Source organism: Leptospira bouyouniensis (genome assembly GCF_004769525.1).
GTDB lineage: Bacteria > Spirochaetota > Leptospiria > Leptospirales > Leptospiraceae > Leptospira_A > Leptospira_A bouyouniensis.
Map to the genome: position 1 here is coordinate 630697 of NZ_RQFT01000003.1, position 17343 is coordinate 648039.

22 protein-coding genes are annotated in these 17343 nt (G+C 38.3%); 10 read left to right on the top strand and 12 right to left on the bottom strand.

Annotated elements, in window-relative coordinates:
- Positions 1–51: 51 nt before the first annotated feature.
- The 4 genes from EHQ43_RS04655 to EHQ43_RS04670 form a co-directional block, all read right to left on the bottom strand.
- Positions 52–423: a type II toxin-antitoxin system VapC family toxin gene (locus tag EHQ43_RS04655; RefSeq protein ID WP_135739900.1), complete on the bottom strand. Its 372-nt coding sequence runs from the start codon at positions 421–423 to the stop codon at positions 52–54.
- Entirely contained in the window at positions 420–626 is a 207-nt protein-coding gene (locus EHQ43_RS04660; RefSeq protein ID WP_015676399.1) for an AbrB/MazE/SpoVT family DNA-binding domain-containing protein, read from the bottom strand. Before EHQ43_RS04660 ends, EHQ43_RS04655 begins: the two co-directional genes overlap by 4 nt.
- 267 nt (positions 627–893) lie before the next feature.
- Positions 894–1157, bottom strand: a complete 264-nt coding sequence (locus EHQ43_RS04665; RefSeq protein WP_039928132.1) for an RNA recognition motif domain-containing protein — start codon at positions 1155–1157, stop codon at positions 894–896.
- 258 nt (positions 1158–1415) lie between these two features.
- Positions 1416–1907 (bottom strand): FKBP-type peptidyl-prolyl cis-trans isomerase, encoded by a 492-nt coding sequence (locus tag EHQ43_RS04670; protein ID WP_012390050.1) that lies wholly within the window; start codon positions 1905–1907, stop codon positions 1416–1418.
- 94 nt (positions 1908–2001) lie between these two features.
- Between EHQ43_RS04670 and EHQ43_RS04675 the strand changes: the two genes are divergently transcribed.
- Positions 2002–3678, top strand: a complete 1677-nt coding sequence (locus EHQ43_RS04675; RefSeq protein ID WP_135739899.1) for a Na/Pi cotransporter family protein — start codon at positions 2002–2004, stop codon at positions 3676–3678.
- Positions 3679–3703: 25 nt separating this feature from the next.
- On the opposite strand, the gene EHQ43_RS04680 is transcribed toward EHQ43_RS04675, so the two are convergent.
- Both EHQ43_RS04680 and EHQ43_RS04685 read right to left on the bottom strand, forming a co-directional pair.
- A complete protein-coding gene (locus tag EHQ43_RS04680; protein ID WP_135770245.1) occupies positions 3704–5680 on the bottom strand; it encodes a 7TM diverse intracellular signaling domain-containing protein in 1977 nt (658 codons plus the stop codon).
- 68 nt (positions 5681–5748) lie between these two features.
- Positions 5749–6075, bottom strand: a complete 327-nt coding sequence (locus EHQ43_RS04685) for an LB_289 family protein (protein ID WP_135739897.1) — start codon at positions 6073–6075, stop codon at positions 5749–5751.
- 125 nt (positions 6076–6200) lie between these two features.
- Here EHQ43_RS04685 and EHQ43_RS04695 point away from each other — a divergent pair, with 125 nt between their 5' ends.
- The 8 genes from EHQ43_RS04695 (at position 6201) to EHQ43_RS04730 (ending at position 13815) form a co-directional block, all read left to right on the top strand.
- On the top strand, positions 6201–6671 hold the full coding sequence (locus tag EHQ43_RS04695) for an LIC_11090 family protein (protein WP_135753368.1): 471 nt from the start codon (positions 6201–6203) through the stop codon (positions 6669–6671).
- A 95-nt stretch (positions 6672–6766) separates the two neighbouring features.
- Positions 6767–7612, top strand: coding sequence for an MbnP family copper-binding protein (locus tag EHQ43_RS04700; RefSeq protein WP_135770247.1), 846 nt, complete (start codon positions 6767–6769; stop codon positions 7610–7612).
- Between the two features lie 61 nt (positions 7613–7673).
- On the top strand, positions 7674–8879 hold the full coding sequence (locus EHQ43_RS04705; protein ID WP_135770248.1) for an MbnH family di-heme enzyme: 1206 nt from the start codon (positions 7674–7676) through the stop codon (positions 8877–8879).
- A complete protein-coding gene (locus tag EHQ43_RS04710; protein ID WP_135770249.1) occupies positions 8876–9784 on the top strand; it encodes a hypothetical protein in 909 nt (302 codons plus the stop codon). The genes EHQ43_RS04705 and EHQ43_RS04710 overlap by 4 nt, the downstream gene beginning before the upstream one ends.
- Complete coding sequence (locus EHQ43_RS04715; RefSeq protein ID WP_135753364.1) at positions 9781–10725, top strand: LIC11086 family outer membrane transporter; 945 nt, start codon at positions 9781–9783, stop codon at positions 10723–10725. The genes EHQ43_RS04710 and EHQ43_RS04715 overlap by 4 nt, the downstream gene beginning before the upstream one ends.
- Before the next feature lie 64 nt (positions 10726–10789).
- Positions 10790–12037 (top strand): crotonyl-CoA carboxylase/reductase, encoded by a 1248-nt coding sequence (ccrA, locus tag EHQ43_RS04720; protein ID WP_135739890.1) that lies wholly within the window; start codon positions 10790–10792, stop codon positions 12035–12037.
- Positions 12038–12216: 179 nt separating this feature from the next.
- Positions 12217–12648 (top strand): VOC family protein, encoded by a 432-nt coding sequence (locus EHQ43_RS04725; protein WP_135770250.1) that lies wholly within the window; start codon positions 12217–12219, stop codon positions 12646–12648.
- 156 nt (positions 12649–12804) lie between these two features.
- A complete protein-coding gene (locus EHQ43_RS04730; RefSeq protein WP_135770251.1) occupies positions 12805–13815 on the top strand; it encodes a zinc-dependent alcohol dehydrogenase family protein in 1011 nt (336 codons plus the stop codon).
- Here EHQ43_RS04730 and EHQ43_RS04735 read toward each other — a convergent pair.
- On the bottom strand, positions 13805–14215 hold the full coding sequence (locus tag EHQ43_RS04735; protein ID WP_135739887.1) for a DUF2721 domain-containing protein: 411 nt from the start codon (positions 14213–14215) through the stop codon (positions 13805–13807). The two genes, EHQ43_RS04730 and EHQ43_RS04735, sit on opposite strands and share 11 nt — an antisense overlap.
- A gap of 159 nt (positions 14216–14374) precedes the next feature.
- Positions 14375–14596 (bottom strand): DUF1858 domain-containing protein, encoded by a 222-nt coding sequence (locus EHQ43_RS04740; protein ID WP_012390037.1) that lies wholly within the window; start codon positions 14594–14596, stop codon positions 14375–14377.
- A gap of 65 nt (positions 14597–14661) precedes the next feature.
- Here EHQ43_RS04740 and EHQ43_RS04745 point away from each other — a divergent pair, with 65 nt between their 5' ends.
- Positions 14662–15066 carry a 6-carboxytetrahydropterin synthase gene (locus EHQ43_RS04745; RefSeq protein ID WP_135740455.1) on the top strand — a complete coding sequence of 135 codons (405 nt, stop codon included), beginning with the start codon at positions 14662–14664 and terminating at the stop codon, positions 15064–15066.
- A 58-nt stretch (positions 15067–15124) separates the two neighbouring features.
- Here EHQ43_RS04745 and EHQ43_RS04750 read toward each other — a convergent pair whose 3' ends face one another.
- From EHQ43_RS04750 to lsa14, 4 genes are read right to left on the bottom strand one after another with little or no spacing between them, the layout of a single operon-like run.
- Complete coding sequence (locus EHQ43_RS04750; RefSeq protein WP_135770252.1) at positions 15125–16108, bottom strand: hypothetical protein; 984 nt, start codon at positions 16106–16108, stop codon at positions 15125–15127.
- Positions 16101–16439: a TRL domain-containing protein gene (locus EHQ43_RS04755; protein ID WP_135739885.1), complete on the bottom strand. Its 339-nt coding sequence runs from the start codon at positions 16437–16439 to the stop codon at positions 16101–16103. Before EHQ43_RS04755 ends, EHQ43_RS04750 begins: the two co-directional genes overlap by 8 nt.
- 1 nt (position 16440) lies before the next feature.
- Positions 16441–16776, bottom strand: a complete 336-nt coding sequence (locus tag EHQ43_RS04760; protein WP_135739884.1) for a TRL-like family protein — start codon at positions 16774–16776, stop codon at positions 16441–16443.
- Positions 16776–17159: an adhesin Lsa14 gene (gene lsa14, locus EHQ43_RS04765; protein WP_135739883.1), complete on the bottom strand. Its 384-nt coding sequence runs from the start codon at positions 17157–17159 to the stop codon at positions 16776–16778. The genes EHQ43_RS04760 and lsa14 overlap by 1 nt, the downstream gene beginning before the upstream one ends.
- Positions 17160–17343: the final 184 nt, after the last annotated feature.

Genomic DNA, 17343 nt, shown 5'->3' on the forward strand with positions numbered 1-17343 from the left:
CGTGGAACAATTGATGGGATTCCTATAACAAGTATTGGAAATATGATTTTTTTATTTTTCGAAAAACTTCACTCCCTGTAATCCACGGAAATCATTGTCTTGTGTCCAGAGAATTGCGTTGTTCAATTGAGCAGTTGCATAAATGATGCTGTCTGCCATTGGAATTGACTTTTCAACGCTGATCTTAGCTGCGTAGATTGAAATTCTTGGGTCTAGGTTTATGACTTTGCCTTGCTGCATATGGGCGACAATTTTTAACGCAATATCTTCTCCTTTTTCTTTATAGACTTTTTTAAAGATTTCAAATAAAGATAAACTTGGTACAATTAAGTTTTCTGTTTTTTCAATCGCTTCCGCAAAAAGATTCGCACGGTTAGTTCCGCTGAAATATTCTAACCATCCTGATGAATCTACGACATTCAAAATCGATCTCCTTCTCGATCAATTTTGGAATTGATTCCTGACAATGATCCTCTCAATTTTTTGATGGGTTCAATCGGAATGAGCTCCATTCGATTGCCAAAAGTGATGATTTCGAGTTTCATACCTACTTTCACACCGATTTGTTCGCGAACCTCTTTAGGAATTACTACCTGAAATTTTGGAGAGACTGTTACTTTTCCCATATCGATACTCCTATCGTAATACTAAATGCTGATCGATCAAATGTCAAGGTGTTTGGATACGAAAAATGAGATCATCAATGAAAAGAAACTGGAAAATTGATTGAGAAGGATATATCTATAAATCCTTTCAATTTAAAATTTTATAAACATCGATTTGGTTTAGAGAAGTTGAAGAGAAATGAATACAAAAACGAAATAAAAATCATTGAAGGCAAAAAAAACCGCCACTTAAACAGAGTTAAGCGACGGTCTTTATACAAACTTGGATTATCTCCAGTTGTTTGTTTTAGGTTTTGCGATGTTTACTTTCATCTCACGGTTAAGTACGTTTTTTCCGTTAAGATCTTTGATCGCGTTATCAGCTTCTTTTCCATCTTTCATTTCGATGAATCCAAAACCTTTAGAACGACCAGAATACTGGTCAGTGATGATTTTTGCAGAAGTCACTGCTCCGTGTGCTCCGAAAAGCTCACTGAGTTTACCTTCAGTCATATCGTAAGAGAGGTTGCCAACGTAAATGTTTACTGACATAGTTTTTGTCCTGTTTGTTAAAGTTGACTCGGGAATTCTAGATTTACAATCGTCGGGACCCTATAAGGGATTTTGGGTAAGAACTCCAGAAAAATGCAGGGAAAAACTTGGGAAAGCTACCAGCGTGCAAGCTTGAAAGGACTACTTCGGCGGTGAAAATCAACAATACTCTGAATCTTCTGTCAGTGTAATTACCCTTTCTAAAAAAAGCAATCTGAAAGAAGACCCAGAGAAAAAATATAACCAAAGAATTCGTTTTTAGTGGTGGTGATGTCCACCTGGACCATGTACGTGTCCATGTTGTTTTTCTTCATCCGTTGCTTCGCGAATCGATTTGATGGTAACATCAAAATGAAGGGTTTCGCCAGCTAACGGGTGATTGCCGTTCAATATAACATCAGCATCTCTGACTTCTTGGAGGTATAGAATCATTCTACCTTCTGGTGTGTCGGTTTGGAATTCCATTCCCACTTCTAGTTCCGCTTCGGCAGGGAGTTCTGTTTTGGGAACTTGGAAAATCAACGCTTCGTTATATGTCCCATAACCTTCTTCAGGTGGCACTGTGACATTTTTGGAATCTCCGTTCACTAATCCTTCCAGTTCTTTTTCCAATCCAGGGATGATATTTTGCCAGCCATGGAGGTATAATAGCGGTTCGTCTGATTGGTCCAGAGTTTCTCCCTGGGCGTTCTTTAGGTGATAGGAAAATCCTACAACCATTCCTTTGCTGATGGTTTTTGACATATTCATTACACTCTACATACGGAAAAAAATACTGCAACCGAATAAAAGGTTGGTACCATATTGTAATCAAAGAAATTGAACCCTGGAAATATCAATATCTATGAATTGGCCGTTACTCATTCAAGTTTTAGGTGGGCTCGGGATTTTCATCTATGGGATGAAATTACTCAGTGAGTCCTTACAACGTGTGGCAGGAGATAGGCTTCGTTCCTTTCTTTCGTCCATGACACGAAATCGTGTGTCTGCTGTGTTCAGCGGATTATTCATCACTTCAACCATCCAATCTAGTTCGGCAACAACCGTCCTTGTTGTTGGGTTTGTGAATGCTGGTTTGATCTCACTTGCACAAGCCATTGGCGTGATTATGGGAGCCAATATTGGAACCACGATCACTGCATGGATTGTTTCCTTATTAGGATTCAAATTTAACATTGCTTCATTTGCTTTACCTGCAATTGCTGCTGGTGTCATCCTTCACTTCTCTCGCAAAGAGAGTCGTTCCGGTTGGGGGAGTTTTCTCATTGGATTTGGATTTTTGTTTTTGGGGTTGGATTACCTAAAAACATCTGTTCCTGATAGTGCCAAAGACCCAGAGAGTTTTGTGTTCTTACAACAATTCACAAACATGGGTTTTAATTCTATCTTGTTGTTTGTATTGATTGGAGCATTGTTAACCATTGTAATCCAATCTTCTTCCGCTTCTACCACCATCACCATCACGTTAGCTTTCTCTGGGTATATCCCAATCGACGCTGCCTATGGTATGATCCTTGGTGAAAATATTGGAACCACAATCACAGCGAATTTAGCGGCTATTGCTGGTAACCGAAATGCAAAAAAAGCGGCGCTTGCCCATACATTGTTCAATGTGTTTGGTGTGGTTTGGGCACTACTCTTTTTCAAAGTATTCACGGGAATTGTGGATGATTTGATTCCTGGTGATCCATTGACAGACAAAGAATCAACAAGATTTCATATTTCGTTATTCCATACTATGTTTAACGTAACGAACACTTTGGTTCTCATTTGGTTTGTGAATACAATCTCCAAAGTGGTGAGTACGATTGTAGACGGTCTCGCTTCCAAAACAGGAAAAGACAAAGATAGCATTCGTTTGTTACAAGCAGGAACTGTGAAAACCACAGAACTTGCTATGGTGGAACTTGTTGAGTTCACAAAAAAAATCATAAGAGATACGTATGATTTTTTAAGATTAACAGAACAAATTTTACTACAACCATATGATGCAGCAAGGGTAGTTCAAGTCCTGAAGAAAGAAGAGGAACTTGATCAAGTTAGAACTGAAGTTTTGACCTATTTGAACCAAGTACAAGAATCTGGAATCACTGGTAACTACGCAAAAGATGTGTTAGGGATTATGGAAAGGGTGAAAGCTGTAGAAGAGATGGGAGATAATTTTGCATCTATTGCGAGAAAAATTCGTAAGTCTCACAGACAAAAAATTTCATTTGATAAAAACTTTTCAAATTCTGTCAAAGACCAAATGGATTTACTCAAACACCATTACGATATCCTGCTTGTGAACTTAGAACAAAGTGAAACATTTGATATCCTTGGAAACCCTCAGGTTCGTAACCAAAGCCGTGAGTACAGGTTCCAAATGATTCGTTCCATCAAAAAGAATGAATCAAAAGTGAAGAAGAAAAAGTATCAGAAAAAAGATAATCTGTTACCGGCACTCCTTTACCGTGATATTTCCAGAAACTTAGATAATATCTCTAGGTTGTTGAATGCTGCTATTTATGCGGATGTATAGTCCGTATTTATTTGAGAGAAATAATTTAGGTTATTTCAAATAGTATAAATGTGATATCGTCGTCTGCGGGACCTTCTTTGTTTCGCAGGCGAATGTGCTCATCGATCCCACCATACAAAGATTCAACGGATTCCCCTTTTCGGTGGAGTAACCAATCGAGAAGAGCTTCTTCACCAGAGTCACCATTTTCCCAAAGATCCCAAATCCCATCGGTAAACAATAACAGTTTGTCACCTTTTTTTATAGAGTGAACTTCTTCGGGATACAATCCTTCTTTGGAATACCCAATGAGTTTTCCTTTTGGTCGGATCACATCTATAAATTTTGATTCTTCGTTAAACATATATAAGGCGGGATGACCTGCATTGGCAATTCTTAAAACCTTCTGTTCCAAGTCGATAAAGATAGCACTGGCAGTTAAAAATTGATTTTTGTAATTTCCTGCGAGAGCTTGGTTGATGCTTTCTAACACCTTTCCTGGTTTATTGGCAAATGCCAATGTTTGCATGTAGGCAATTTTTAACATCGCCGCCTCGATCGCCGCAGGGACACCATGACCTGTTACATCTGCAATCAATCCGCAGATTTGTTGTTTTCCATAAACAGTTAAATCGTAAAAATCTCCTCCTACCAAAGATGCTGGAAAATAACCAGTTTTGATCGAAAGTCCAGGGAATTTTGGGAGGATTTGAGGTAAGGTCGATTCTTGTAGTTTTTGTGCAAGTTTTAGTTCTTTACCATAGGCAATTAACTTTTGTTTGTTGATCTCTGCTTTGATTTGAATCCTTTCTTTTTCTTTTTGGACGACCGAGATGCGATCCCCAAGACCAAACGCCATGAGTAAAACTTCCAATGCCATTGCAGCCTGGAAGGCATTTTCCGTAAAAACATTCACAGGAAAAAATCCCATGTACTTCAGTACAGTGGTCAAACCACCAACGATGAGCATAAAATAACCAAAAAAGTAATACCTTGCCGGTGGGAATTTTTTGATAAAAGAAACATAATAAGAAACAAATAAGGCATAAAAGGCTAAAAAAGAAGAAAGCGAATCTCCGAATTGGTTTAAAGGTCGATATGGTAAAAATGGTAAAAGTGCCAAACAAACCATCGGTATGATAGAAAGTCCCATAAACCCTTTGTACAAGAGAGGTGCATTTTCCTTTAGATTCATAAAGGTGATGCTCATCGGAAAACAAGAAAGAAGGAATAAAAAATATAAAAAATTGTGAACATTGTAAACTAACTCTGGTGAGTTGGGAAAAAACAAAACAGGCAACAAACCTTGCAATGATAGTTGGAATAAGATTGCAGCAAGAATAAGGTAATTTACATAAAAAAGGTATGCTATGTCTTTTACCATAAAGTAAACAAACAAATTGTATAAACTCATTACACACACAATTCCAAAAAACATTCCTTGTAAAAGTGTATCAATGGATTCATACGAATCAAAATGTTTCTCTTCGGCGATCATTAGAGGAACTGACACAGAACTGTCAGTTTTTACACCGACAAAATAAGTTACCGTTTCACTCGGTAAAAGTTCCGTTGCAAAACTAAACCCTCTGTAATCTTTATCGCGGTTACGAAATGGAAATTTCCTTCCTTGGATGTTTTGATTGATCTCACCTGATTCACGTAAGGCGTAAAATCGAACTTCATCTAATAATGGGTATTTGATGAATGTGATCATTCTTTTGTTGTGGTTTACATCATTATGCAAAACAAAACAAAACCAATATTGTTTTGCTGTATTTCCAAAATTAGGGATCACACCGTTTGCAAACGAAACACGATTGGTTTTGAATTGATTTAAAATTTCTGGAAATGTGTTTATCAGTTCATCACTTGCAAGGAATGCGAGGCCCTTTGACACATCAAAAGGTTTTCCTTGGTTTGTTGAAATGGGAATTGTTTTTACATTGGGGCAGTGTTTCTCTTCTGCTCCAAGGATAGTATGAAAGAGACATAAAAGAATGATGGAAAGAGTCTGTTTCATACAGGAAGGTCACTAGTATAAAACGTGTACCTTCCTTTGTAAATCTGTTTGTATGGGAAAAAAAGGAATTATGTGGTAGCGACTGTGATTCCCGCTAAATTGCGGAGAGCGTCGTATGCTTTTTCTTTTTGTTCCACTTTGGTTTTGTTCACTGCTTTGCGAATGATTACATCCCATTGTTTTTCTGGGTGTTCCATCTTCATGTTTTCTAGCAGTTCCAAAATGTTTTCATCATCAGATGCATTGAAGATTTCTTCTGTATCATAGCGAAACATTCCAAAAAGAGCATCAATGTAATCACCCACACTCATGGATTCCTTTTCACCTGTTTGGATTTTCTTCTTTTCTGCCTTTCGCAGCTCTCGTTCTCTGCGTTCCAGTTCTGTGCGTTTCATCGTTAGGGCCTCTAGCTTGGATGCATTTGGTTCCAAGACCATCTTTTCAAACGGCGGGAGGGGGAACACTCAATTTGTCCAAAAATTGTCTCGATTTTTGATCCGAAGGAAAAAGATTAGGGTAGATGGTCTCCTTTCGGTGGATTGCTGGGCTTTTAACCTTGGTACTGACGACCCAATTTTTCTTTTTGGGGAGTGGGTTACTCGGATATTGTCTAGAATCAAACTCCAAAATTTGTAAATGTAACCACGGATCTAAAAAAGAAAAACATACTAGTTCCGAAGACAAATTGTTCTCCGAGAGCCAAAATTCTAATATTACCTCATCAAATGAGGAAACCCACGCCCATACAAAAGAATTAGCTTTAAAACCAAGTTGTCATGACGCCAAAGTTGGGGAAGCCCACCTCTGTTCTTGCAAAAAGAAAAAAAAGGATGCTATGTCCCTTCGGATGCACCACCAAACCATGGATAAACCAAAGTTTGGATTCGGTATTGAAGTTCCCGTTTTGTTTTCTTACACAATTTTCGAGTCTCCTTCCACTCTTGAGGATGGAAACCTACCTACTTTACTAAGACCACCGCGCATCACTTAGGAATTTAATTTCCTACAATCAACTCTAGCGACTATGGAGTTTGTATAGTTTTGTCGCAAAACAAATCTTAAATTATATTAAAATATTAGGTATTTATGAAATTACTTCAAACAATTTTTACTTCTCTCTCTCTATTTGCTTTGTTGTCATGTGGAACTAGCGCAGAATCTGATGACTCTCAAGCATTAGCACTTTTAGCATTGGCTTCCGCTCCTCAAACAGTGAATTTAAACTTTGAGGCATTAGCTAACGGGCAAAATTTGACTACTGGTTCCAACATTACAGCGAATGCAAGGACAGTACAGTTTCGTGATTTCCGACTATTTGTATCGGAAGTCAAAATGGTAAGAGCAGATGGAACAACGGCAGATGTAACATTGACTACGGATAATGTTTGGCAAGCCAATGGTGTTGCACTTATAGACTTTGAAACAACTCAAACAACGGAAAAAAACTTAAAAGTTACTGGTTCTGCTCCTGCTGGTGCTTATACTGGAATTCAATATACTGTCGGTGTTCCTGAAAGTTTAAATCACTTGGACAGAACAACTCAAGTTTCGCCATTGAATATCGGACCAATGTATTGGGCTTGGACAAGTGGTTACAAACATTCCAAAATAGAATTTAGTTTTGATTCTGGAACAACTTGGACAAACCTTCATGTCGGATCAACCAACTGTACAGGCGCACCAAATTATGGAAATTGCGGAAAGAAGTATAGAGCATCGATCCAGTTAAATGGATCTATTAATCCAAGTAACCAAACGATTTCTTTGAGTGTTGATCAATTGATTAAAGATCACACAGGAGGAATTAATACGACATGTATGCCTGCTCAAGCTGGTGCCGATTGTACTCCTTTGATCCGAGCCTTTGGAATCAATGAAACCAGTGGTTCTGTTGATAGTTCTATTTCACAAAGAGTATTTAGTCTAAAGTAATTAATTAAATCACATGGTTACACTCGAAACTTTGTGACCATGTGTATTTAGGAATCAATATATGAATTTTACAAAATTGAGAATTTTTCTTTTATCAGTGCTGATGACTGGATGTAATGTATTACCTTTTCAAAAAAAAGAATCCAATGATAACTTGATGTTAGCTGCCCTTGGAATCTTGGCATCAGCTTCCGACTGGGTTTGGGACTTGCCACCTGGATTTCCAGTTCCGAATGTCCCTGCTGAAAATCCAATGTCCAAAGCAAAAGTTGAATTGGGTAGGCATCTATTCAATGAAAAGTCACTTTCAGGAAACGATACCATGTCTTGCGGAAGTTGCCATATCCAATCTCTGGCGTTTGCAGATGGAAAGGATTTTCCTTCAGGAATCACAAGCGAAGTTCATCCTCGTAATTCTCAACATTTATCCAATGTGGCTTATTTACCTAGACTCACTTGGAATAATCCAAGGATGACAAGTTTGGAAGTGCAAGCAAGGGTTCCCATGTTTGGAGAAAATCCGATTGAACTTGGAATATCTTCGAATTCTTTTATCGATAAATTAAAATCAAAAGAACTCTATCGAACATTATTTACGAATGCATATGGAAATGCTGATGCTGCAGTCAACGAACAAAATGTACGGTTTGCAATTGCAAGTTTCCAAAGATCAATGATTTCAGGAAATTCAAGATATGACCAATATGCATTTCGCAATAACAAATCAGCACTCAATGCTTCTGAAATTCGTGGTTTAAATCTTTTTAATGGAGAAGTGGCCGAGTGTTTCCATTGTCATGGTGGATTTAATTTTACAGACACTTCGTTTCATGGAGGATCGCCGGAAGAGTTTTTTTATCACAGCAATGGAATCCATGATGATGCTTATTATGCTGGAGTTCCTAGTAACAAACGAGGGTTATATGATTTAACGGGAATTGCTTCTGATACTGGAAAATTTAGAGCTCCCTCTTTGCGAAATATTGGTGTCACATATCCTTACATGCATGATGGAAGTTTTATGTGTGATAATGCAAACAATCCGAATATCACGATTGGCAAAACCAAAACAGATTGTGCAAGGGATGCCTTAACAAAGGTAGTTGATCACTATCGATCTGGTGGACAAAACCATAGTGCGAAAGATTCTACTTTGATCCGTGCATTCACGATTACAAATTCACAACGTGATGATATGGTAAACTTCCTTCTATCCCTCACCGATGAAGAGTTCCTCACGAATCCTAAATTTGCGAGCCCATTTTGAAAGCACCTAATCTCTCTTTTATTTCACTCCTAACAGTTTGTTTGGGAGTGGTTTCCCATTGTACCTTTGGTTCTGTTGGGGATAGCGAGGAAGAAAAACTGGTGATCCTCCAAAATTTGATTTTCTTCAATAACAACCAGACGATTGCCGTGGGAACTAATTTGCGAGGTTATGATGACCAAGCAGATGATAATTTAAATCAGTTTAGTTTGACAAGCGCAGGGAATCCATACAACATCACTATCCAAACAAACACTTACATCCATTGGGAAACAGGAACATACCGGATCAACCCACCAAACCAAGTACTAGGTGTGTCCACTTCTAGTTCTGAAAAAAGTGCAACCGCTGTAGCAAAGACCCATACCCCATTTACAGTCCCTTTGGATTTGCCAGCAGATGATTTGTATGGAAAATCTTATCCATTTCTTGCGACGTCTATTGTTTCAAACGTCACGCAGTATAATAGTACGATGGAAACAGGAGCCAGTTTTTTGTATCCCAATACCAGAACTGCCAATTTACCTTTAGGTGTTGTTGCCATTGCCAATGTCAGTTGGGAAGAGATTTACATACAAATGACGGTGACGAGAGCACCAAATACAAAAACAGTAACAATTCTACTCCCGCAGGGAAATAAACAAATCACCCCCAAATGTAAAATTCCGATCAAAAATGGAAGGAGTGGAAATATTGAGATCTTAGTTTCACTATCGGCTCTCTTTCAAGATAGGACTGTATCCGGAACGCCGATCCGTTTTCTAGATCAATTGCCGATTGGAACTGACCCTGTGGTCATCTCCAAAGTATCCAATGTGAATTTATACAATATCCTCCAACAAAACTTACAAGCTGAAGATATCACCTTCAGTTTCCCTGGTTGTTTTCCTGGAGTCGAACGATGAAACGTCTGTTTTGCGAAATTACATTTCATAGAATCTTTTCATTTATTCTTTTTCTGTTTGTTTTATTTGTGAACTTTTCTTTGTATTCGCATCACACGGGTTCGTCGGATAGCCCCAATGCAACAGCAAGATTTGTGGATCCATTTACAGGGAAACGGGAAAAACCTACAAATTATCTGGTGATGACCCAAGACTATTACCAATCTACACGTGAGAATAGTCACCTGTTCACAACCACTGCGTTTGCGGAGTTGAATTTTTTTGATGGTCGGTTTGCCTTGAATGCTTCCGTACCTTGGAATTATTACCAACAACGAGGCAGAGAGGATGCGGCTCGCATTGGAAAAACATATCTTGGTTTTAAATACCAACCGTTTTTCGATTTGGATAAACCTTATTTTTTTGTGATTGAAGGAGCGGTTGGTTTCCCGAGTGGTCCTGATACGGATCGGTTCACAGGAGGGAATTATTATACTGGCTCTGGTTTTATCAAACTTGGGTATCTATATGAAAAGTGGTCTTTTGTGACAAAGATTGGTGGACTGAATCCGCTTTCTAGGCCACAACCAAATAATTTACAAGATAATGATGGGATTCCGTTTTATCTACGAAAACCGTCTGCCACACCGCCTGAACCAGAATATGAATTCAAAAAAACGACACTTGTTTCTGCGTATGTGACGTATTATCTGATGCCTGAGATCTCCCTTTTTACAGGTGTATTGTATCGAAATCCATACAATGGAGTTGATTATTCCAAAGAAAAAGACAAAAACAATCCATCGTATTTTACGGAAGCGAGTGCGGGATTTTCTTGGAATTTTTCTGAGAAATACAACATGAGTTTAGCATATCGTTATCCTTTACAGCGTGATCGTGAGTATAGATTGTACCAGTCTGCTTGGACCTTTGCCTTCTCGATGGAGTGGGGAAGCGATTGACATTTCATGCCTTTTTTAAAACGTTCTAAGAAACTGTATAAATCTTAATCGTAAAAGGTAATCTATGAGCAACGTAGAAATCGTACCAATAGGGGAACTACCTCCTATTGGAGTCGTGCCAAAAAAAATGCACGCACAGGTCATTCGCCCGGAACGTTACGGCGAACCGAAAACTTCTTTCCAATCAGAAGTCATTGATGTTCCGGAGATCGGTCCGAACGAAGTTCTCGTGGCCACTATGGCTGCTGGAGTAAACTATAACAACGTTTGGGCGGCTTTAGGTTACCCTGTTGATGTTATTGCTGCGCGTAATAAAAAAGGTGAACCAGAAAAGTTTCACATCGGTGGCTCTGATGCTTCTGGTATTGTGTACAAAGTTGGTTCCGAAGTAAAAAATGTAAAAGTCGGTGATGAAGTTGTTGTCCATTGTGCGATGTGGGATCCAAAAGATCCATGGGTTCTTTCAGGCAAAGACCCAATGTATGCACCATCACAAATCATTTGGGGATATGAATCCAATTGGGGTTCCTTTGCACAATTTTGTAAAGTGCAAGACCACCAATGCCTCCCACGTCCTCAGCACCTAACATGGGAAGCATCCGCTGCTTATATGTTAGTTGCTGCGACTGCCTACAGAATGTTACACCATTGGAAACCAAATGATGTAAAACCTGGTGATGTTGTACTCATTTGGGGTGGTGCAGGTGGACTTGGTGCCATGGCAATCCAAATCGTAAAAGCAGCTGGTGGTATTCCAATTGCTGTTGTATCTTCTGATGATAAAATTGAATTCTGTAAAAACTTAGGTGCTGCAGGTGTGATCAACCGTAACAAGTTCAAACACTGGGGTGCACTCACTTCTGATATCAACAAACCAGAAGCATTCGTTGAATGGACAAAACAAGCACGAGAGTTCGGAAAAGCAATTTGGGACATCGCTGGCAAAGGCAAAAACCCACAAATCGTTTTTGAACACCCAGGGGAAACCACACTTCCAACTTCTGTTTTTGTATGTGAAACTGGAGGTATGGTTGTGATTTGTGCGGGAACTACTGGTTTCAATGCAACTGGTGATTTACGTTATCTTTGGATGAGACAAAAACGTCTGCAAGGTTCACACTTCGCAAACGACGATAATTGCCGTGACCTTAACCAATTGGTGATTGATAAAAAAGTGGATCCAGTTTTAGCAGAAACATATCGTTTCGAACAAACTGGTGAGTGCCACCAGTTGATGCGTGAAAACAAACACCCATCAGGTAACATGTCAATCCTTGTTGGTGCAAAAACGACAGGTTTAGGAAAGAAATAATTTTTTCTTTTAGCCTGTATTTAGAGTACATGTCCCCGCCCATATCGAACTGGGTGGGGTTATCCACCCGCCACCCAATGACTCCATTTACCACACAACCTACGTTTTGTGAATCCAATTCCCAATAACCAAAAAATTTCATTTTCAAAAGTTCATATTTCCGCATAGGAAGGCTACACATGTTTCCAAGAATCAATTTGATCACACTCGGAGTTTCCGATTTACAAAAATCAGTCCATTTTTATAAAACAGGGCTAGGTTGGAAAAAGTCGTTAGAGAGCAACGACAAAGTTGCCTTCTTTCAAATCGGAGCATTGGTATTTGCATTATTCGGTGAAAAGGATTTGGCTGATGATATTGGAATTCCTTTTCAAAAAAGACAAGAGTATTCAGGAATTACGTTAGCTCAGAATGTAGAAAGTGAAATCGAAGTGGATAAAATAATTAACGGTGTACGTAAGTTAGGTGCAGTTATATTAAAAGAACCACAAAAAGTGTTTTGGGGTGGGTATAGCGCATACTTTAAAGATTTTGATGGCCATATTTTTGAAATTGCATACAATCCTTTTTTTCCACTCAATGAAAAAGGTGAAGTTGTATTGAATCAGTAACAATGATTAATTGGTTTATAAATGAGTGACTTGTTGCGTCTCAAATGATTTAACTTAGTTTCATTGAATTTAAACGCCTGTTACTTCTATTTCGTTATGCTAAGCATGAGTTTTTGAATTTATTTTAACGAATTTCTTATAAGGATCAATTGAATAATGAGACAAGCTGAGATAAAACAATTTGGACTTGAAAATTTAAACCTCATTGAGGTACCAGAACCAAAAGAAGTAGGACCAACAGAAGTTCTAGTTCGGTTACATGCTGCCTCATTGAATTATCGAGACTCACTTGTTGTGGAAGGGAAATACAACCCCAAGTTTCCTTTACCACTTGTTCCCTGCAGTGACGGGGCAGGGGAAGTCGTCAAAATAGGTTCCCAAGTCACCGAATGGCAAGTGGGAGACAAAGTACTCCTCACCTTTGCACCAAAATGGATCGCAAAAGAAGCAACCCATTCGGAAATTCGTCACACGATCGGCGGCCCACTTCCCGGCACCCTTCGTGAATTGGCCATTGTTCCTGAAACGGGTTTAGTCAAAATGCCAAAACATCTAAGTTACGAAGAAGCCGCTACCTTACCTTGTGCCGCACTCACTGCATGGTCGGGACTATTCCAATATAGCCAATTAAAACCAGGTGAATTTGTCGTTGTACAGGGTACAGGTGGAGTATCGATTTTTGCTTTGCAATTTGCAAAATTGATGGGTGCCAAAGTGATCCTCACATCTTCGAGTGACGAAAAACTAGAAAGAGGGAAAAACTTAGGTGCAGATTTTTTAATCAATTATAAAGACACGAAAGATTGGGGCAAAGAAGTTCGGCGGATCACAAATAAAGTAGGAGCTGATCATATCATTGAAGTGGGTGGGGCAGGTACTTTGGAGCAATCCATTGCCGCCTGTCGTCCGTTTGGTGTGATCCATCTGATTGGAATTTTAGCGGGTCGTTCAGGAGAACTCAATTTATTACCCGCTGTCATGAACAATTTAAAAATCCAAGGCCTTGTTGTAGGTGGTAGGAAAGCATTTATCGAAATGAACCAGGCGATCGAACAATCTGAATTAAAACCTGTTGTTGACAAAGTTTTCTCATTAGAAAACGCAGTGGAAGCCATCAAATACTTACGGTCAGGTTCTCATTTTGGAAAAATTGTGATTACGATTTGATTTGGGTAGAGGAATCTAAAATGGATTTTCTTTCAATATCCAATGCATTGACTGATAAATGGATTTCGATCAATGCCAAAATGAGAGAGACAACCATAAACAATAACGATATCGAAAAGAATATCCAAGCAATCAAATTATAAAAGGGTATCATCCCAAGTGAACAAGTACAAAGAATTAAACTTAAGATTCCTGCACTTTGCGAATATAAAATGAGAGAGATCCGAAAACGTAAATTATGAATTTGTTTTGCAAGAACTTCCGATTTGGAAGTCTCATATTCTGCAAGAAGTTGTCTCGATAATCCAGCCAATCCAAAAAATCGATTGGTAAACCCTAACATCAATAAGGAAATCGCAGGGAATAATAAACCAGGAATGTTATACGTTAAGTGGTCCAATGGTTTCTATTTGATAAACAGTTATCAGTAAGTTGAATTAAAGTATGGTATCAGACGGAGATGTTTGGATACCCAACGCTATGGAATACCAATCATACCTATTGGTAATAGCAGAAATCCATTGGGCCGAAGGAACGACCCAATTTGTATGAATCAATATTATTCTTCTGCGAATAAATTGTTTAGAGAGTCGATGAGAGTGTCTACTTCCACTCCATACCCCATACATACTTGTTCAATGGTTTCCACTTCATTGATCGAACAGTGCGAACACCCACCCAAGTGGTAACTTGAGAAAACAAGCCCCGCTTCCGGATGGATGGCAATTGCTTCGCCTACGGTCATTTCTTTAAAAAAGCGTGGTTTTGTTGATTCAGTCATCTTCTAGAGTCCCCTTAGAGGAAATTACTATACAAATATTGGACTATGCTCTATTCGTCAATGGAATGTTTACCCAAGAAAACGGGAAATTTTATGTCCGCATCGAGGGACGGTTTGAGTCCGCTCATTTCCTTTACCAGTACTTTGCCGATGGAACGGATGAGCCTATCCACGGCCATTCCTGGAAAGTCGAGGTATTTCTCGAAGGAAAAACGAACATCCGCCCTGATGGAATTTCGTATGATTTTTTGACAGCAAGGAACAAACTTCTGGAACTTGTCCACTCCATCGACCATATCCTTATCAATGACCATCCCGACTTTAAAGGGATCAATCCTACATCTGAAAATGTAGCTAGATGGTTTTATTATGGGTTAAAAGAGGAAGTCAAAGCATCGGAAGGCAAAATCCGTCGCATTGTCATCCATGAAGGGCCTGAAAATTTAGCTTTTTTTGAACCTGAAGCCTAGGATCTCGTGCTGATCAAGTCTGCACGAAACCTAGGTATAAGAATTGTAAATCTTGTGTTTAAAATAAGTCTTCACCAAAACTTTTCGAAAACTCAATTGTAAAATTAATAGAATCAAAATCCAATTTGGTATTGTTTCTTCTTCCGATGGCAGACATAAGAAGTGATGTTTGGTTATCAAGGGTTGTCATATAATATTGATTAAATTTTATATTGATATTATCTCTTGTATAACCCCATTTCGTTGCAAACCAAGAAGAATACCGAAACACAACATCAAATTTATCCTGAACTCCTGAATATAGAAAATCACTTTGTACAAAAAAAGGAGCGTACAAGATTCCCACCGTTGACGGGATAAAGTTTATGGCACTTCTACTCACATCACCACCCATATGATAATACAAACGACTCAAATGGATTTCAAACCAACGTAATGGTCGAAATTCTAAGTGAATACCTGGTACCCATCCTTTAGTTCTAAGTTGTGATTGGACATTGGGAGTAGAAAAGATTAAACTATTATCAAATTTATATAAATTTAAGTAGTCTGATCGAAAATCTTGTTTGATATTTGCATCCCGAATAGAAATGCCAATACTGAAAACTTTAAAGATTGGATGAAAGTATCCAACTCCCGCTCTTTTTTGATATTCTTTAAAATTTAATATATCTTTATATTCTCCAGCATCTCTTATCGTTCGATTTTCAGCAAAGATCCTATATCGATCTTTAAATCGATATTCGAACTCAAATTGTCCCAATTCCAAATTTCCATTTGGCAAAGGAGCAATTTGGTAAATCTGACTTTGGCTAAATAAAATCCCATCGGTTAACTCCATGTTTTTTTCGGGAATTTGACCGCGAGCTGCACCCAAAACATAACGAAAGTATATTCTATGGTTGTCTGGATCGACTAACTGTGGTTTTTCGTGGATATTGTCTGTTTCTTTTGCAAGTAGGGCAGTGACACTACTAAACAAATATAAAAACGAAATTAATAAATAATATGTAATTCTGCGTGGTAAATACAATTTATTCACCCCAAACTACGATACATTCTCTGTAAAATAATGCTCCAAGTATAGATAGAGATTCCCTATCTACTAATGCAACTTTTTGGATGTTTCCATTTCTTGTTGCTTCTTCAATGGAATTTCCTGCGCCGTAATAGAATACATTCATAATATATCCCGACATTGAGCAGGATTTTCCAAATTTTACAATCTTTGCTGACGTTAGATTATTTCCAGTACTATCTCCAATCATATGTTGGGTGGAGTATTGGTAGATAAATGCAGGATATGGACCTGATTGGCAATTGGTGAAAAAAGAAAAAAGGAATATTAAAAATAAAGTTTTGATAAATTTCATGTTATTCGCCTACAACAAATGTGCAATAATTTCGGATGAGTCCACTGAACAGACTAAACGTGGAATGATCGATGGTGGCAATTTTAGTGATTCCATTTTTATGAGCCACACTTCCTGCACCTGCATCTCCATAGGTGACCAAATATAAAACTGTATATTGGCAACCTTTGGCTTCTTTGTCAGCTTTTACATTATTCTCTGGGTTAAATGTTCCCGGGAAATGTGTTTCCGTCACAATGTAACCATGAGTAGGACCTACTGCACACCCTGTGGAAAGGAAAAATGATAAAACGATCGTTATATAAAATAGAATATTATGTCTTTTGAATGTTAGCATTAGTTGGAACCTTTTACGATAGTACAGAACTGGTGGTAAATAAAACCGGCAAAAACTCCTGTGTTTTCATAATCAACAAAGGCTACTTTTTGTATATTTCCGTTTTTTTTAGCGGTTTCAATCCTTGCATTGCCAAAAGAGAACAGCCCTAGATAAGAATTACTACATGCTTTTCCTTCGAATTTGGGTTCTGCACCGATGCCAATCGGGCCAGGTGTTGTGTTCCGATGGTAAAAAAAGCCACCTTTCCAAAGTGGTGCTGTAGTCGCATATTCGCGTGTTGGATTAGTATTTCCATTCGCAGATGTTTCGTATAACAGGTTAAACCCTGTGCACTGGAAAAAAAATAAAAAACTGACCAAAAAAACAAATTTATATTTCAAATGAAACTCCGTTTCGCATTATGATAATATGACAAACAAACAAACGTTTGTGTAAAAATGCAATCGAATACTGCTCACCTAACGAATTTATGTAAGTGTTTCAATTAATTAAAACACATAGGTTGGGTATCATTTTATTGCACTCAGGCTATTTTTTTTGGAAAAAAATTTTGCCTATATTCGA

Bases quoted from the DNA above. Each gene is read 5' to 3' on its own strand.
- EHQ43_RS04660 (WP_015676399.1), bottom strand. From the start codon at position 626: ATGGGAAAAGTAACAGTCTCTCCAAAATTTCAGGTAGTAATTCCTAAA.
- EHQ43_RS04665 (WP_039928132.1), bottom strand. From the start codon at position 1,157: ATGTCAGTAAACATTTACGTTGGCAACCTCTCTTACGATATGACTGAA.
- EHQ43_RS04670 (WP_012390050.1), bottom strand. From the start codon at position 1,907: ATGAATATGTCAAAAACCATCAGCAAAGGAATGGTTGTAGGATTTTCC.
- EHQ43_RS04675 (WP_135739899.1), top strand. From the start codon at position 2,002: ATGAATTGGCCGTTACTCATTCAAGTTTTAGGTGGGCTCGGGATTTTC.
- EHQ43_RS04680 (WP_135770245.1), bottom strand. From the start codon at position 5,680: ATGAAACAGACTCTTTCCATCATTCTTTTATGTCTCTTTCATACTATC.
- EHQ43_RS04685 (WP_135739897.1), bottom strand. From the start codon at position 6,075: ATGAAACGCACAGAACTGGAACGCAGAGAACGAGAGCTGCGAAAGGCA.
- EHQ43_RS04695 (WP_135753368.1), top strand. From the start codon at position 6,201: ATGGTCTCCTTTCGGTGGATTGCTGGGCTTTTAACCTTGGTACTGACG.
- EHQ43_RS04700 (WP_135770247.1), top strand. From the start codon at position 6,767: ATGAAATTACTTCAAACAATTTTTACTTCTCTCTCTCTATTTGCTTTG.
- EHQ43_RS04705 (WP_135770248.1), top strand. From the start codon at position 7,674: ATGAATTTTACAAAATTGAGAATTTTTCTTTTATCAGTGCTGATGACT.
- EHQ43_RS04715 (WP_135753364.1), top strand. From the start codon at position 9,781: ATGAAACGTCTGTTTTGCGAAATTACATTTCATAGAATCTTTTCATTT.
- ccrA (WP_135739890.1), top strand. From the start codon at position 10,790: ATGAGCAACGTAGAAATCGTACCAATAGGGGAACTACCTCCTATTGGA.
- EHQ43_RS04725 (WP_135770250.1), top strand. From the start codon at position 12,217: ATGTTTCCAAGAATCAATTTGATCACACTCGGAGTTTCCGATTTACAA.
- EHQ43_RS04730 (WP_135770251.1), top strand. From the start codon at position 12,805: ATGAGACAAGCTGAGATAAAACAATTTGGACTTGAAAATTTAAACCTC.
- EHQ43_RS04740 (WP_012390037.1), bottom strand. From the start codon at position 14,596: ATGACTGAATCAACAAAACCACGCTTTTTTAAAGAAATGACCGTAGGC.
- EHQ43_RS04745 (WP_135740455.1), top strand. From the start codon at position 14,662: ATGTTTACCCAAGAAAACGGGAAATTTTATGTCCGCATCGAGGGACGG.
- EHQ43_RS04755 (WP_135739885.1), bottom strand. From the start codon at position 16,439: ATGAAATTTATCAAAACTTTATTTTTAATATTCCTTTTTTCTTTTTTC.
- EHQ43_RS04760 (WP_135739884.1), bottom strand. From the start codon at position 16,776: ATGCTAACATTCAAAAGACATAATATTCTATTTTATATAACGATCGTT.